The sequence below is a fragment of the Alteromonas sp. G4i35 genome (genome assembly GCF_054960375.1).
The window spans coordinates 1-15,657 of the sequence record NZ_JBHNZD010000044.1; the positions used below are offsets into that span (position 1 = coordinate 1).

Genomic DNA, 15,657 nt, shown 5'->3' on the forward strand with positions numbered 1-15,657 from the left:
ATTAAAGAAACCCGCCTTACGGCGGGTTTTTTGCGTTTGGAAGAAAGAAAAAATGGGGTCAGAGTACATTAATCCCCATCACCCCAAGCAAAACCTCAAATTGGGGTCAGAGTACTTTATTACCCAGATTACCAGAACCGAGTCAAAGTACCCATGCCCTCCAGCGCCGTTAAATCAGAGAAATGTACTCTGACCCCATTTCTTGTATGCTTGGGCTGTAAGCATATTTTGACTGGAGAGATCTAGTAATAACATCTCCTTCCTATTATTTATTCGCAAAATCCTATATAAGTAATTTATCAGTGAATAAATCGGTAAAAATGTGAAACGTAAGGTTCTTTTAGGTTATTGCTTAATTCTTATTTCTTGGGCGTATTGCGCAAGCTCTGAAGAAAATTTAAAAACAGAAAAGTCTATTACGCTTGGTGTCGTTGAGTTTCCGCCATTAGTGATTAAAGAACCCGACTCTTCGCGTTGTCATGGTGTAGCGATAGATGCAACTGTAGCCATATTGACTAAAATGAATTATCACGTGTTAGTTGAATGCATGCCTCCGGCTCGTTTGTTTGAACGTGTGAAGACCGGGAAAGTCGATCTCACAATTAATGTCAGAGGTACTTCAGCGTTAGATCAGAACGCTACATTTATAAACGCTCCATTTGTTTACTTAACTATTGTACTTCTACATAACGGACAACTTGCGGATGGTAAGTTAATTTCGGCAATTCGCGGCTATGACTATTTAGGGATTCGACAGGCACTTAAGCAAGAAGGTTTTGAATTTTTTGATATGCCGACAAGTAGCGACGCGATTCACCTTTTTGATGTTGGAAGAACGTCTTATCTAATTAGCTACAAACAACCCTATCAATTTTATACAGAGGCATTAGGTAGTCGATTGGTTGAGGTAAGTATTTCAGACAAGTTGACCATACCTTCCTATTTTGCAGTTTCAAATCACAGCAGGTACAAAGATGAACTTGTTGATAGTTTGAATCTGGTTACTACACATATAAGTGACTCTACAATATTAGAATCCTATCGAAGTGCGAATAAATAACTCTTTCCTTACCAAGCTACGCAACTGTTGCCTATACGAATCGATCGGCTCCGTGCCCCACTCAGTGTCAGGCACTTCATACTCGTGTCGAATAAAAAGCTCACCGTTAATATGGGAGTGGCAACGAATGAAAATCTTTGTTATGAGAACATAACTGCGCTGTTGCAAGCGGCTGATACGCTTTTGTATAAAGCTAAATTTCGAGGCAGTGAACAAATATGTCTAGGCCAGCACCGAGCAACGATCTCGTCAGAGGATACTACTTCTCCTTTTTGCTGACACAACAGCAGCAGAACATCCATGGTTTTCGGCTCTATAGTTCTCTTAAGCTTGCCGAGAGATAGAGTATTGCTGGTTACATCGACTTGCCATTGACCTAGATAAAATTGTTGCTTCACCGCGTTTACCCTGTACTTTTTGTAGGTACTGTACTTAACTTTTCCTGTTAACTTATTGTAAAAGTATGCAGATACACTTTTGTTAATATAAAACCTTTTAATATCAATGTCATAAAAATTAATTGTAAAAAAATTAATTTTTGTGAAATATCCTTTAAGCCCACAGGGTCTTTTAAAGTACACGTGCTTACTGTACGTCAAACATGACTAATATTATTGAGGGTACATCAATGAAACAAATCAAAAAATCATCAGTAGCGACAGCGTTGGGTGCAGTTGTAATTGGCTCTTTGGCGTCAACGGTTGCAGTAGCAGATGTAAATCCATTTGGTATGCAAGCATTAGAATCTGGTTACAGCCAATTCGCTGCGGAAGGCAAGTGTGGCGAAGGTAAATGTGGCGGCGACAAAGCAGAGAAAGAAGGCAAGTGCGGCGAAGGTAAGTGTGGCGGCGACAAGAAAGCTGAAAAAGAAGGCAAGTGTGGCGAAGGTAAGTGCGGCGGAGACAAGAAAGCTGACAAAGAAGGCAAGTGCGGCGAAGGCAAATGTGGCGGCGACAAGAAAGCTGACAAAGAAGGCAAGTGCGGCGAAGGTAAATGTGGCGGCGACAAGAAAGCTGGTAAAGAAGGCAAGTGCGGCGAAGGCAAATGCGGTAGCATGTAACCGCCATTCAAAAAACATCGTGTAGCTTGAAAAAGAATGATGAAGGCTACACGAGTTACGCTTAGCAAAAAAATGGCTGTCGAATGATGGCCTTTTTTGTCTAGTAACGTACGTTACTATTGTGCAATCCCATGCGGTAAAGGGGAAGATATGAAAAACATCTGTGGCGCAGGTCTTGGGTTTCGTCGGGAAATGCTAAAAGCGCTTTTACCTACATTGCCATCTGAAGTCGATTTTTGGGAAGTTGCCCCTGAAAATTGGATCCCACTTGGTGGGAAGTACCAAGAACAATTTCAGCAAGCGTCTTCGCAAGCTCCCTTTACAACTCATGGTTTATCTTTGTCTATCGGAAGTATTGACAAACTAGATGTCGAGTTTGTAAAAACCGTTAAGCGATTTTTAGATGCAAACAATATTGCTTTGTATAGCGAGCACTTAAGCTTTTGTTCTGGCAACGGGCATATGTACGATCTGATGCCAATTCCTTTTACTGAAGACGCGATTAAGCACGTAGTATCTCGAATTGTTCAAGTTCAAGATATCATCGAACGACCGCTGGTCTTAGAAAATGTCTCTTATTACATTGCGCCAGGCCAAGAGATGGATGAACTTGAATTTACCAAGAGCATACTAAATGAATCGGGTTGCAAAATGCTTCTCGACGTAAACAATGTTTACGTGAACAGTATCAACCATAAATACGATGCGAGAGCGTTTATTAACGGCTTGCCCTCAGACAAAATTGTGTATGGCCATATTGCTGGTCATTATGATGAAGCAGAGGATTTGAAAGTTGATACTCACGGGGCTGATGTCATTGAGCCAGTTTGGGCGCTGTTGGAGCATGCTTACCTTACTCACGGCGTATTTCCGACTTTGCTAGAGCGTGATTTTAATATTCCCCCGTTAAGCGAATTATTAGCGGAAGTGAAGAAAATTAAGCAAATTCAAGCAAAATGCGAAGCTGTTCAAGCATCAAACGTTAAAGGAAGTGTCGCGTGACTCAGTCATTTCAAACCACTCAAAAAACGTTCGTTGATGCGATCAAAGACCCACAGACATTTTGTGATACCGACGCTGATCACATTCGTCGTATGAAAATCTATCAATCCCTGTTTTTTAACAACATCGATAATTTCGTCAGTACCGGTTTTCCCGTTTTAAAATCTATTGTGGTAAAACAGTATGGTGAAAAAGGCTGGGAGAGTATTGTGCGTCAATTTTTTATTGAGCACGAATGCCGCTCTCCTTATTTTGCTGAAATAAGTAAAGAGTTCGTTGAGTACCTTTCAACAGAGCCAAACTTCGATATTACTCTGCCTGACTTTGCTGCGGAGCTTGCTCACTATGAGTGGCTTGAGCTTGACGTCAGTATCAGAAAAAACGAAGACGACATTGAATTTTATCAACAAGGAAACAATGTTACCGCAATTAGGGTGTCACCGTATGCCTCGTTGGCGGCATATCAGTTCGAAGTCCATCTAATTGGTGAGGATTATATCCCAGAGCAACCTGCCCAAGAACAGCAGTTCTACGTTGTTTACAAAGACCGTGAGTTTGACGTTCAATTTGCTCATGTTAATCCGGTGACGGCTATTTTAGTCAACACGCTGGAACAAAATGAACTGGGGATGGAAATAGAACAATTAGCTGAGTCGTTGTGCCAACAACTTCCCCAAATTCCTTCAAACGTGCTTATAAATGGTATGAACCAAACCCTCACTGACATGTTACAAAAAGGAATACTGCTTCCAGTATCCTAAGTAACCATTACTATTTACCTGCTTTATATTAAACTTTCGCCAGGATCTGGTCTGAAAGTGAGCGATCGATCATATTAGCGCTGTCAATCGGGCTTGCTTTCGATTAACATTTAGCACCATTTTTTTGTTCACAAAATTGTTTAGGTAGTGCAAATGGCTGACAATTCAGATTTCAAAGAAGTCTATAACAAGTGGTACTTTCTAGCATCGCTAGTAACTCTAATCGCGTTCCCGTTGATGCATATCATCGCCGGCTGGTTCACCTTCTGGTTATAACGCAGACATTCAAGGCATAATTGTGACTGCAGAATATATTAAATCAGTAGTGAAAACCGTACCTGACTATCCAAAGCCAGGTATTTTATTTAGAGATGTGACCAGCGTTTTAGAAGATCACAAAGCATTTAGTAGCTGTATCTCGTTACTTGTAGAAAAGTATCAAGGTATGGGATTTACCAAGATAGCAGGTACTGAAGCACGCGGGTTCCTTTTTGGTGCGCCATTGGCCATCGAAATGGGCATTGGTTTTGTTCCAGTGAGAAAACCCAACAAACTTCCTCGTGAAGTAGTTAGCGAGAGCTACGAGCTTGAATATGGCATGGATACATTGGAAATCCATAAAGATGCCATTGAGCCAGGTGATAAAGTCCTTCTTATTGACGATTTACTTGCAACTGGTGGAACGATAGCCGCTTCTGCGAAACTAATTCGTTCACTAGGCGGTGAAGTAAACCATGCAGGTTTTGTTATTAACTTACCGGACCTAGGTGGCGAGAAGAAATTGAGTACGCTTGATATAGAAAGCTACTCTATTTGTGAGTTTGAAGGCGAATAATCGCTATAAAGCATAACTAGCAAAAGGCGAAATACGTAATAATGAGTTATCAGGTACTAGCAAGGAAGTGGCGACCGGGCAAGTTCAGTGAACTTGTGGGTCAGGAACATGTTGTCTCTGCCATTTCAAATGCTTTGGATAACGATCGTCTACACCACGCTTATCTGTTTACAGGTACGCGAGGCGTAGGTAAAACTACCATTGCACGTATTTTTTCGAAAAGCCTTAACTGCGAAGAAGGACAAGGGGCTAACCCTTGCGGTCAATGTAACACCTGTAAAGAGATAGAGCAGGGGAACTACGTTGACTTGTTAGAGATTGACGCTGCATCAAGAACCAAAGTTGAGGATACTCGCGAGCTTCTTGATAACGTGCAATACAAACCCACTCGCGGGCGTTACAAAGTGTACCTTATCGATGAGGTACACATGCTTTCAAAACACAGCTTTAATGCGCTGTTAAAAACGCTGGAAGAGCCACCTCCACACGTTAAGTTCTTACTGGCGACCACCGATCCTCAAAAGCTTCCGATAACCATCTTATCCCGTTGCTTGCAGTTTAACTTGAAAGCCATGTCTCGGGAGCAGATTGTTGGACAGCTGCAGCATATTTTAGAGCATGAACAGCTGCCTTTTGAGCCACAAGCGCTAGCGCTTTTGGCAAGAGCCGCCCAGGGCAGTATGCGTGATGCGCTGAGTTTAACTGACCAAGCGATTGCACAGGGTGGAAATCAAGTGTTGGCATCGGTGGTAACCGATATGCTGGGGCTGATGGATAAGAACCAGTTGCTTAAAGTGGTTCATGCTGTGGTAAGTAAAAGTCCTGCTGATGTATTGCAGTTGGTCAATGACATCGCAGAGCAAGCCCCCGATTATGACAACGTACACAGCGAATTGGCTAGCCTGCTGCACCAAATAGCATTAACGCAATGGGTGCCTGAAGCATGTAAGCTAGAAACCACATCGGCTAAAGCGATATTTCAATTAGCGAAAACTATTCCAGCTGAGCAAGTGCAGCTGCTTTATCAAATCGCGCTGCAAGGAAGAAAAGACTTACCGTTTGCTGCGGATGGAAAAAGTGCGTTTGAAATGACATTGATGCGAATGATGTCGTTTGCTCCAAACACCCCCATCGACGACACGGCAAGTGAAATTGAAAACGGGAGGAGTGAGCATAGTTTACCTGTAGATCATGCTTCTTCCAGTGGTGGCCCGGGAAACGTCGGTAAGCAGGAGGAAGCGCCGTTAAGCGAAACTTCTGCAACCAATGTGCAGGAGGAGACGCCTTCACATCTATCGGTTGAATCTACCTCTGAACAGTCGTTAGAAAGTGCGCTATCTACCCCAGACTCACTTGCTACATCAATAATCGAAAAAGAGCAGCAAGAACAATCTACGTCTCCATTTGAATCACAGCAAGAGCAGGAACATGCAGCCGCTGATGAAAGCGAGTTGAGTGGAAGTGATATTCTGTCGGCGCTACCTCATGCAGAGTCAGGTGCAACGACAACTCAAACTACAGCACTTGAGCGTGATGCTTCACATGATGATGAATCCGTAAAGCCAGCTCCAACTTCGTCTATTGAAGAACTACCCGTAGAAAACACCGCGGAACAAGCGGTACAAACAGAAAGCGTTGCTGCAGAGCTTGAACCAACGCCAAGTGAAGTCAGTGCGCCCCATAACGAAGCAGCGCAATATTTCGATGGACCTCCGTTAGATGCGTACATGGACGATATGCCACCTCCGTCAGAAGATGATGGTTCCTTAGGTTTTGAAGGTTTTCAAAGCGCTGAGGGTTTTCATAACGCTGAGGGCTCTTATGACGCTGAAGGCTCTCATAACGCCAAAGGCTCTGATAAAAACAGCGAGTCGTTGGCGCACGAGAACGAACCGTCCTCATTAACCGCTGAAGAGCAGCTTACCTCTACGGCTGATATGTTGGCACTTCGTCAAAAGTTAAAGCAAAGAAAAGCACAAGACGCAGAGTCAAAAAGTACCAGCGCAGCAAATGCTAAGACCGAAAGTGCAAGTGATATTCAAGCGCGCTTTACCAGAAGTAAAGCCGAGGCTTTGAGTACTGCACAAACTGCACATGGAGTTAACAAGGGTAGCGATAATATTGCAGGGCAGGCTAGCGCTGATAACGAAATCAAGAGTGGTGATTTAAACCCCGTTGGGCATGAAGACAGCCGTGAGCTGCAAGACCATAGCCCTGAGCCTCTAAATAGTAGCCCTAAGCCTCTAAATAATAGCCCAGAGCTTAGAGAGAACACCCCGGAGCGTATAGATAGCGGCTCAGAACATAAAGATAATAGTGTTGCGCGCGGTGACACTACTCAACTGGAAAGTACAAATTCAGGCTCGTTTTTAGGTAATACTTACGCGCATTCTTCTGACACTATGCATACTAGCGAGTCAGAAAAGAGTCATTCTAGCTCAAACAACACGAGCGATTTCTCGCTTGATGAATTTGAAGAGGATATGCCTTTTTCAAATGACGAATCTGAGGTGCAATCAAACTCGGAAACACCTGTTGAGGATATGCCACCTTGGGCTACTGATTACGATAATCACCCACCTCAACACGTAGAAGGTGCTGACTATGTTGAAACTCCCTCTGATAGCAGTTCGAATTACGATAGTGCCCCTGAGCAGATGGAAAGTGCGGGAGATCGGTCTTTTGCGCGGGATGCTCTAAATTTTGATACGCCGCTGAGCAGTACCTATGACGGGCAGTTAAAAGCGTACTTAAATGACGGAAGCAAATTAACTCACGCTAGCCAAATTGACGAATGGAGCAATCTAGTTGAGCAAATGCCAGTTGCTGGTCTACTCAAACAATTGGTGCTGCACGCATCATTTTCTCGAGCGGGCAATCAAGTGTCCCTTGAAATTGACCATAGTCAGACGCATTTATTAAATGATAGTGCGAAAAAGCAATTGGTTGATGCAATCCATCATGGGTTGGGTGAAAATGTTGAAGTAAATATCACGTTAGGTGAACCAGCATCTACACCTTTTGCGTTACAACAAGAGATTCATGCCATGCGCCATGCGCATGCACACTCGGTGATTAAAACCGACGATACAATTCAAGCATTGCTATCGACTTTCGATGCGTCAGTGCTAACCGATTCGGTTAAAGCGCGATAGCAGAATTATTAACACCAAAACGAAGCGAGACAAAAATTATGTTTAAAGGTGGAATGGGCAATATCATGAAGCAGGCGCAGCAAATGCAAGAGCGCATGCAAAAAGCACAAGACGACCTAGCCAAAATTGAAGTAACAGGTGAAGCGGGTGCAGGCATGGTTAAAGTAACCATGACGTGCAACCACAACGTGCGTCGTGTAGACATTGATGAGTCATTGATGGACGACGACAAAGATATGGTTGAAGATTTGGTTGCTGCAGCATTTAACGACGCGGTACGTCGAGTTCAAGAAACTAGCAAAGAGAAGATGGGTGATGTAACTGGCGGAATGCCATTACCTCCTGGCTTCAAAATGCCGTTTTAAATAATTATGTAAAGCTAGAAGCGATACAGCTTGCAAGTATTTTGCGAGTGAAATCATAGAAAGTCGCCGGCAACACGCCGGCGATTTTTATTGAAAACTTAAAATGTTGCCGATGGTCAGGCAATTGCGTTGCGCATTACTTTTCTATAAATGCTTGTTCAATTACATAATGCCCCTGACGACGCGAGTTAGCTTTCGAGAAGCCCTTGCCGTCTAGCATAGACATAAGGTCTTGTAGCATGTTGTCGTTGCCACATAGCATGAATCTGTCATTTTCAGTGTCTAATTCAGGCATACCTATATCATCCAGCAACTTTCCGCTTTCAATTAGCTTCGTTATCCGTCCTTCATGAGCGATACCGTTTTTCTCATAACTTTCTCTCGTAACAGTAGGATAGTAAATGAGTTTCTCACGCACTTCGTCACCGAAATAAGGGTTGTTAGGAAGTTGGTGCTCAATTTCGTCTTGATAGGCAAGTTCAGAGCGCCACCGCGTTCCGTGAACTAATATAATTTTTTCAAAGCTTTCATAAATGAAAGGATCTCTGATAATACTCATAAATGGTGCTAGACCTGTACCAGTGCTGAGCAAATAAAGATGTTTTCCGGGTAACAAGAAACCAGGCACGAGCGTACCTGTAGGCCTAACATTAATCATTACCTGGTCACCAGGTTCTATATTTTGAAGGCGAGAAGTAAGCGCACCATCTGGCACCTTAATACTAAAAAATTCCAATTCCTCATCATAATTTGGGCTTGCGATGCTGTAGGCCCTCATCAGTGGCCTACCATCTACTTCAAGACCAATCATAACGAATTGACCACTTTCAAAACGAAAAGATGATTCTCTCGTTGTTTTGAAACTAAACAGAGTGTCATTCCAATGGTGAACTTGGGTTACGGTTGCGTTTATAAGATTTCGCATTCGTTTTCCTACTTACTTAGTCATCAAGCCATGCTGCCATTCTCGCACACTTTACAATATGATAATAGTTATCATTAACGTTTGTGGTGTCGGTATACGCACGTAAAATCTAACGTGCTATCAGTTTTAAATAAGTATTTTTAGCAATAGTTCAACCAGGCCTTTCTTCCGTAACATTAAAACACTGTCACATTCAGTCATTTAGCTTGCGCATAGCAAAGGAACACAAATAATAGAATGTGGCAGTTCGAAATGAGGGAGGACGCTGTGTTAGCAAAAATGTTAAAACGCTTTCAGGCCCAACGTGATTGTGCCGTCGAAAACCCGTCTATCAATAATACCGCTGTATCCCTTTGGAAGGACACAGGCCAAGTCTACTATCTAGAGAACACGCTGAAGCTTACTTATCAGTCCAACGCGGGAAAGATAACAATTGAAAAGCTCTCAATGACGTCTTTACCTCAAGTTCTTGCTGAGCTTCAAGCATTGGATACCGTCTCAACGCTAGCGCGAAAGGAAACTGCTAATCAGGTGGATGCATTTAGTGTTAGTGTGTGTGGTGTAACTTGGCAAACCGCAGACAATGGTCAGAGCATCCGTATTAAAGCGCTTCCAGAAGCTGCTACTCTGCGCAGCCCTACTGCCTGCTTCACAAAGTCTCAAGCAATTTTCAAACACGCCTTTATGCTTGAACATGATGACTTACTCACACCTGCATCATTGAGTAAGCCCGGGATCTTTACATACAATCGGATATCGTTAAATGATTTCATTAGTCAGTTAGCGCTGGCTAACGAAAAGTTAGCAAATGGGCAAAAAGCTACAGTGAGCGTTGGTCATCAAAATTTTGAAACTGCATTTACTGACCATGAGCAGTCAATCATTGAAAAATTCATAAAGCACGATGAAACCGTATTCAATAAAGATGGACGTCAACGTCTACTTACTGATAAAGGTTAGGCTTGTTTTCAGCATGATACGTTGATAATTATGGGCTGATACACAGCTTACAAATATTGAGCGCATGCCCAACTCATCGACATTAACAGTAAAATCTCATTTAACCGTTGTTCCGTAGAAAAAGTGTCCCAAATAGTTGAATGATCGTTGTATCATTGCGTTTTTTATCTTTCAGAAAACTCAACGTGTTCAGTTAACCGCTAATCGCGAAAGTTAACTCGTTAAAATAGAGGTTTTAGTAGTGCTAAGGAAAGGCTTAGTTATCACCACGGTTATTTTACTACCCATCGCAACCGTGTTGTTTTTTATGAGTATTCACGACCTGTTTAAAATGAAAACAGTAACGGTCGACCCGAAGCTTAAGGAAATTTCAGGTATAGAATACGATAAATACAAAAGGCTTTGGGCCATTAACGACAGTGGCGATGGACCTATCCTTTATATGCTCAATAAAGATGGAACTATTGAGAGGGAAGTTACAGTTACAAATGCCAAAAACGTTGACTGGGAAGATATGACACAAAACAGTTTCGGTCATTTCTTTTTAGGAGACTTCGGTAACAATGACAACAAGCGACGCTGGTTAACGATTTATAAAATTGAAAACCCCATTGACATAAAAACCGATACCACAGAAGCAGAAATCATTAAGTTTACTTACCCGGAAATGGGAAAAGGAAAAGTAAAACCGAAAGACAAGAACTACGATTTGGAAGCGTTCGTAGAGTACAAGCGTAACCTATACCTGTTTACAAAAAATAGAACAAAACCCTTCGATGGCATCACCAAGTTGTATAAGGTGGGGGACCATGCCGCTAACTTTGACGCACAGCTCATCGGCGAATTTAAAACCTGTACAACCCTTGAAAAGTTATGCTGGATCACATCGGCTGCAATAAGCCCTGATAGGACTAAACTGGTGCTGTTAGATTCAACAAGCCTGTGGTTATTTGAAAACTTTGAAGGCGATAACTTCTTCAGTGGCGATGTGTCGCGTATTGATTTAGGCGTAGTCACACAAAAAGAGGCAGTGACGTTTTATGACGACAACACGCTGGTTTTCACCGATGAAGAGTACAAGGGGTTATTTGGGGGCAACATTTATGAAGTTAAGCTCGACCAAGCAAAGCGGAACGTGATTAAATACCGCGAAAGCTCGAATCAAAAAGAAAAAGCACCAAAGCAGTAAATACTATGAAGTTCAGTCCGCTACTCTCAGAATTAATTCAGGCACTAACGTGTCTTCCCGGCGTTGGCAACAAGAGCGCTCAGCGTATGGCATTCCACCTATTAGAGCGTAATCGCACTGGAGCAATTGATTTAAGCAACGTATTACACAACGCCATGGAGCATATTCATCATTGTAAGCGCTGCAGAACATTTACTGAAGACGAGCTATGTGACATTTGTCGTCACCCTGAAAGAGAAGCAAGTGGCTTGTTATGTATTGTTGAAAGCCCACAAGACGTACTAGCAATCGAACAAACCTTAAGTTACAAGGGGCAGTATTTTGTGCTTATGGGTCATTTGTCTCCTATTGACGGCGTTGGGCCAGAAGAAATTGGTCTTACTGAGCTTGAGGCTCGTCTTGCCGCAGGTGGGATAAATGAAGTTATCCTCGCCACAAACCCGACTGTAGAGGGGGAGGCCACGGCACATTATATCGCTCAACTTTGTGCAAGCCATAACGTTGATGCGTCTCGAATTGCCCACGGCGTGCCGGTTGGGGGAGAGCTCGAGTATATTGATGGTAATACTCTCACCCACGCATTTTCGGGTCGCCGCAAACTATAGTACTGTAAATTGGGGTATACCCATTCTTAGTAATTAAAACACTCAACGTGGGTCCGCATCTGGCGGGCCTACGTCACGTTCTCTCTTATCGCTCGCCCACAATATACTCAACATCAAACTTTATTGAAGATAAATCTCCTTATAAAAAATAAATTTTCGTTCTAAACGTTGAAAAGTGCGTTGAGCGACCTTACCTGTTTAACATCAAACGTGATCCATTCAACGAGGAGATATTGGATTATGGCTGAAGCAGCCCACAAAGAAACCCACGGTTTTCAAACAGAAGTAAAACAGCTTCTTCATCTGATGATTCACTCTTTGTATTCAAACAAAGAAATTTTTCTACGTGAGTTAGTGTCAAACGCGGCAGATGCTGCGGATAAGTTACGCTTTCGTGCGCTAGAAAATGACAGCCTTTACGAAAACGATGGCGAGTTAAACGTAAAGCTTAGCGTCGATAAAGAAGCAAATACCGTCACCATTACCGATAACGGTATTGGTATGACTCGCGATGAAGTCATTGCGAACTTGGGTACAATTGCTAAGTCAGGCACTAAAGACTTCTTTAGCAAACTTTCTGGCGATAGCGCTAAAGACTCACAACTCATTGGCCAGTTCGGTGTTGGCTTTTACTCTGCGTTCATCGTAGCTGACAAAGTAACGGTGCGAACTCGTGCTGCTGGTGCAGATGCATCGCAAGGTGTTGAGTGGATTTCAGACGGTGAAGGTGAATTCACTATTGCTGAAATCAACAAGCCTACACGTGGCACCGAGATTACGCTTCACCTACGCGAAGACGAAAAAGAATTTGCTGATGCATGGCGTTTACGCTCTATCGTAAGTAAGTATTCTGATCACATCAGTATTCCTGTGCAGATGTGGAAAGATGAAGTGCCTGAAAGTGAAGGCCCTGATGGCGAAAAAATTGAAGGCCAGCCTGGTGAATGGGAAGTTGTAAACAAAGCCACCGCTCTTTGGACTCGCGAAAAGTCTGAGATTTCTGATGACGAGTATAACGAATTCTACAAGCATATCTCTCATGACTTTGCTGATCCGCTTGCATGGGCGCATAACAAAGTAGAGGGTAAAACAGAATATACAAGTTTATTGTATATCCCTTCTAAAGCGCCGTTTGATATGTGGAATCGCGACCAAAGTCATGGTCTTAAGCTTTACGTTCAACGCGTTTTCATTATGGACGACGCCGAACAGTTCATGCCTACTTATCTACGTTTTGTTAAAGGTTTGCTAGACAGCAATGATCTTCCGCTTAACGTGTCTCGTGAAATTCTACAGGACAATAAGATAACGCAAGCGCTACGCCAAGGTTGTACTAAGCGCGTATTGCAGATGCTTGAAAAAATGGCGAAGAACGACAATGAAAAATATCAGTCGTTCTGGAATGAATTCGGCAACGTGTTAAAAGAAGGGCCGGCTGAAGATTTCAGTAACCGCGAGAAAATTGCTGGCTTGCTACGCTTCTCTTCTACACACGGTGAGTCTGATGCACAAACCGTATCATTAGCTGACTATATTGAGCGAATGAAAGAAGGCCAGGATAAGATTTACTATGTGACAGCAGATAGCTTGCAAGCTGCCAAGTCTAGTCCTCACCTTGAGATTTTCCGCAAGAAAGGAATTGAAGTGCTATTGATGGGCGAGCGCATTGACGAATGGTTAATGTCTCACCTTACTGAGTTTAACGAGAAGCAGTTTGTCTCAATTGCGAAAGGAAACTTAGATTTAGGCGACTTAGAAGACGAAGAGTCTAAGAAGGCGCAAGAAGAAGCAGAAAAGCAAGTTGAAGGTGTTCTTGAACGAGCTAAAACTGCACTTGGCGATAAGGTTGTAGACGTTAAATTTACCCATCGCTTAACAGATTCACCTGCGGTCATCGTAGCAGATGACAATGGCATGACTACGCAAATGATGAAGCTTATGCAGGCAGCAGGGCAGACCGTGCCAGACGTGAAGTATCACTTTGAACTTAACCCTGAGCATAGCTTGGTGAAGCTGCTGGCGGATACCCAAGATGAAGAGCTGTTTAATCAGTGGGTAGGCGTATTGTTTGATCAAGCTGCACTGTCAGAACAGGGGAGCTTGAAAGACCCATCTAGTTTTGTACAGAACTTGAACACACTTCTAATGAAGTTAGCTAAATAAAGCAATAAACCATTAGGTTTACATTTAAAAACGGGCGTAATGCCCGTTTTTTTATTTCTACGACTAACAAAAGTAAGTTTAGCCATTTTATTGTGCTATATTTTGGCGGTCTAAAATTTCAAGTTAATCATATTAAGAGTTAGCTTATTCATCTTAAATAAGATGAGTTACTGAATGGGTGTAGGCGCAAATTTACAAAAGTGCCTATAAGCTGAACATATATTCGCCATTAGTCTTAAGATTAACTTTACGGTACTGCTTACACTTGTCACCCCAGTGTTGAATGTGTAAAGTGCCCGAAGTAAAAAGTTTAAAAATCATAAGCGGAGAACGCACTCATGCGAATCATTCTTCTCGGCGCTCCTGGCGCGGGTAAGGGCACACAAGCTCAGTTTTTAATGGGCAAATATGGCATTCCACAAATTTCAACGGGCGACATGCTTCGTGCTGCAATTAAAGCAGGTACAGAGCTAGGCCTTGAAGCAAAGCGTGTAATGGATGAAGGCAAACTAGTATCTGATGAGATTATCATTGGCCTAGTAAAAGAGCGTATTGCACAAGATGACTGTAAAGACGGTTTCTTGTTAGACGGTTTCCCTCGCACTATTCCTCAGGCTGACGCAATGAAAGAAGCAGGTGTCACTGTTGATCATTGCATCGAGTTTGACGTTCCTGATGATGTAATCGTAGAACGTATGGGTGGTCGTCGTGTACACCCTGCATCAGGTCGCGTTTACCACGTTGTTTACAACCCACCAAAGGTGGAAGGTAAAGACAATGAAACAGGCGATGACCTTATCGTTCGTGATGACGATAAAGAAGAAACAGTGCGCAAGCGTCTTGCGATTTACCATGAGCAAACAAAGCCGCTTGTGAACTACTACAGCGCTGAAGCGGAAGCTGGAAACTGTGAGTACCACAAGCTTGACGGTACGCGCCCAGTTGAAGAAGTGAGTGCTGAACTTGCTGAACGTTTAGGTTAATTGCCAACAACGTCAACAAAAGGTCGCTTAGGCGGCCTTTTTTGTTGCTTGTAACTTATTAGCGGATAACGTTTAATGACAACCATGAATGTTGAATTAAGCGCTGATTAATACAACGCGATATAACTAGAACATGTGGAGTAGACCATGGTTTTGCCAATCACGGCGTTTTACGCCAGCTTACTGGGTATTTGCTACCTGTATTTGTCGTTTTTAGTCATTGGCGCCAGACGTCGCCATCAAGTGGGAATTGGCGATGGTGGCCATGAAGATCTAAGTCGTTTGACTAGAGCGCACGGCAACTTTAGCGAGTACGTACCCATCACCCTTATTATGATAGCGTGTTTTGAAGCTAATACTGGCCAAGTGTGGGCTGTTCACGCATTGGGGAGCGCACTGTTATTTGGCCGTGTATTACATGCCTATGGCTTAGGTCGTCACTCAGGCGTTAGCTGGCAGCGCTTCGCGGGTATGATCCTGACTTTCCTTGCTATGCTGTGTGCAGCAATAGGTAATTTGGTGCTCATTCATTTCGGACTGTAAGCGTTGCAAAAGAAGTAAATACATATATAAAAAATGCCAGCTTAGCTGGCA

At 43.0% G+C, this 15,657-nt stretch carries 16 protein-coding genes; 15 read left to right on the forward strand and 1 reads right to left on the reverse strand.

Annotated elements, in window-relative coordinates:
- The first annotated feature begins 322 nt into the window (after nt 1-322).
- From ACFI6L_RS19475 to ACFI6L_RS19515, 9 genes are all read left to right on the forward strand, one after another.
- Complete coding sequence (locus tag ACFI6L_RS19475) at nt 323-1,060, forward strand: substrate-binding periplasmic protein (RefSeq protein WP_462557990.1); 738 nt, start codon at nt 323-325, stop codon at nt 1,058-1,060.
- A 27-nt stretch (nt 1,061-1,087) separates the two neighbouring features.
- Nucleotides 1,088-1,339 (forward strand): nucleotidyl cyclase domain-containing protein, encoded by a 252-nt coding sequence (locus tag ACFI6L_RS19480; protein ID WP_283629231.1) that lies wholly within the window; start codon nt 1,088-1,090, stop codon nt 1,337-1,339.
- Nucleotides 1,340-1,688: 349 nt separating this feature from the next.
- The gene (locus tag ACFI6L_RS19485) at nt 1,689-2,120 is read left to right on the forward strand and encodes an HvfA family oxazolone/thioamide-modified RiPP metallophore (protein WP_014976963.1); all 432 of its coding nucleotides are present in this window, start codon (nt 1,689-1,691) and stop codon (nt 2,118-2,120) included.
- A gap of 150 nt (nt 2,121-2,270) precedes the next feature.
- The gene (locus tag ACFI6L_RS19490) at nt 2,271-3,122 is read left to right on the forward strand and encodes an HvfB family MNIO-type RiPP peptide maturase (RefSeq protein WP_458724000.1); all 852 of its coding nucleotides are present in this window, start codon (nt 2,271-2,273) and stop codon (nt 3,120-3,122) included.
- On the forward strand, nt 3,119-3,883 hold the full coding sequence (locus ACFI6L_RS19495) for an HvfC family RiPP maturation protein (protein WP_462574636.1): 765 nt from the start codon (nt 3,119-3,121) through the stop codon (nt 3,881-3,883). Before ACFI6L_RS19490 ends, ACFI6L_RS19495 begins: the two co-directional genes overlap by 4 nt.
- A gap of 153 nt (nt 3,884-4,036) precedes the next feature.
- Entirely contained in the window at nt 4,037-4,159 is a 123-nt protein-coding gene (locus tag ACFI6L_RS19500; RefSeq protein WP_256253717.1) for a hypothetical protein, read from the forward strand.
- 22 nt (nt 4,160-4,181) lie between these two features.
- A complete protein-coding gene (gene apt / locus ACFI6L_RS19505; protein WP_014950051.1) occupies nt 4,182-4,718 on the forward strand; it encodes an adenine phosphoribosyltransferase in 537 nt (178 codons plus the stop codon).
- Between the two features lie 41 nt (nt 4,719-4,759).
- Nucleotides 4,760-7,873: a DNA polymerase III subunit gamma/tau gene (gene dnaX / locus ACFI6L_RS19510; protein ID WP_462557994.1), complete on the forward strand. Its 3,114-nt coding sequence runs from the start codon at nt 4,760-4,762 to the stop codon at nt 7,871-7,873.
- Nucleotides 7,874-7,911: 38 nt separating this feature from the next.
- Nucleotides 7,912-8,238, forward strand: a complete 327-nt coding sequence (locus ACFI6L_RS19515; RefSeq protein WP_014950049.1) for a YbaB/EbfC family nucleoid-associated protein — start codon at nt 7,912-7,914, stop codon at nt 8,236-8,238.
- A gap of 136 nt (nt 8,239-8,374) precedes the next feature.
- On the opposite strand, the gene ACFI6L_RS19520 is transcribed toward ACFI6L_RS19515, so the two are convergent.
- Entirely contained in the window at nt 8,375-9,163 is a 789-nt protein-coding gene (locus ACFI6L_RS19520; RefSeq protein WP_061486124.1) for a ferredoxin--NADP reductase, read from the reverse strand.
- Between the two features lie 267 nt (nt 9,164-9,430).
- On the opposite strand from ACFI6L_RS19520, the gene ACFI6L_RS19525 reads away from it, so the two are divergent.
- The 6 genes from ACFI6L_RS19525 (at nt 9,431) to ACFI6L_RS19550 (ending at nt 15,606) form a co-directional block, all read left to right on the forward strand.
- Complete coding sequence (locus tag ACFI6L_RS19525; RefSeq protein WP_232300868.1) at nt 9,431-10,123, forward strand: hypothetical protein; 693 nt, start codon at nt 9,431-9,433, stop codon at nt 10,121-10,123.
- A 241-nt stretch (nt 10,124-10,364) separates the two neighbouring features.
- A complete protein-coding gene (locus ACFI6L_RS19530; protein ID WP_014950046.1) occupies nt 10,365-11,312 on the forward strand; it encodes a hypothetical protein in 948 nt (315 codons plus the stop codon).
- A gap of 5 nt (nt 11,313-11,317) precedes the next feature.
- A complete protein-coding gene (recR, locus tag ACFI6L_RS19535; protein WP_014950045.1) occupies nt 11,318-11,917 on the forward strand; it encodes a recombination mediator RecR in 600 nt (199 codons plus the stop codon).
- 240 nt (nt 11,918-12,157) lie between these two features.
- Nucleotides 12,158-14,080, forward strand: coding sequence for a molecular chaperone HtpG (gene htpG / locus ACFI6L_RS19540; RefSeq protein ID WP_101565182.1), 1,923 nt, complete (start codon nt 12,158-12,160; stop codon nt 14,078-14,080).
- A 338-nt stretch (nt 14,081-14,418) separates the two neighbouring features.
- On the forward strand, nt 14,419-15,063 hold the full coding sequence (adk, locus tag ACFI6L_RS19545) for an adenylate kinase (RefSeq protein ID WP_014950043.1): 645 nt from the start codon (nt 14,419-14,421) through the stop codon (nt 15,061-15,063).
- Between the two features lie 147 nt (nt 15,064-15,210).
- Nucleotides 15,211-15,606 (forward strand): MAPEG family protein, encoded by a 396-nt coding sequence (locus ACFI6L_RS19550; RefSeq protein ID WP_014976958.1) that lies wholly within the window; start codon nt 15,211-15,213, stop codon nt 15,604-15,606.
- Nucleotides 15,607-15,657: the final 51 nt, after the last annotated feature.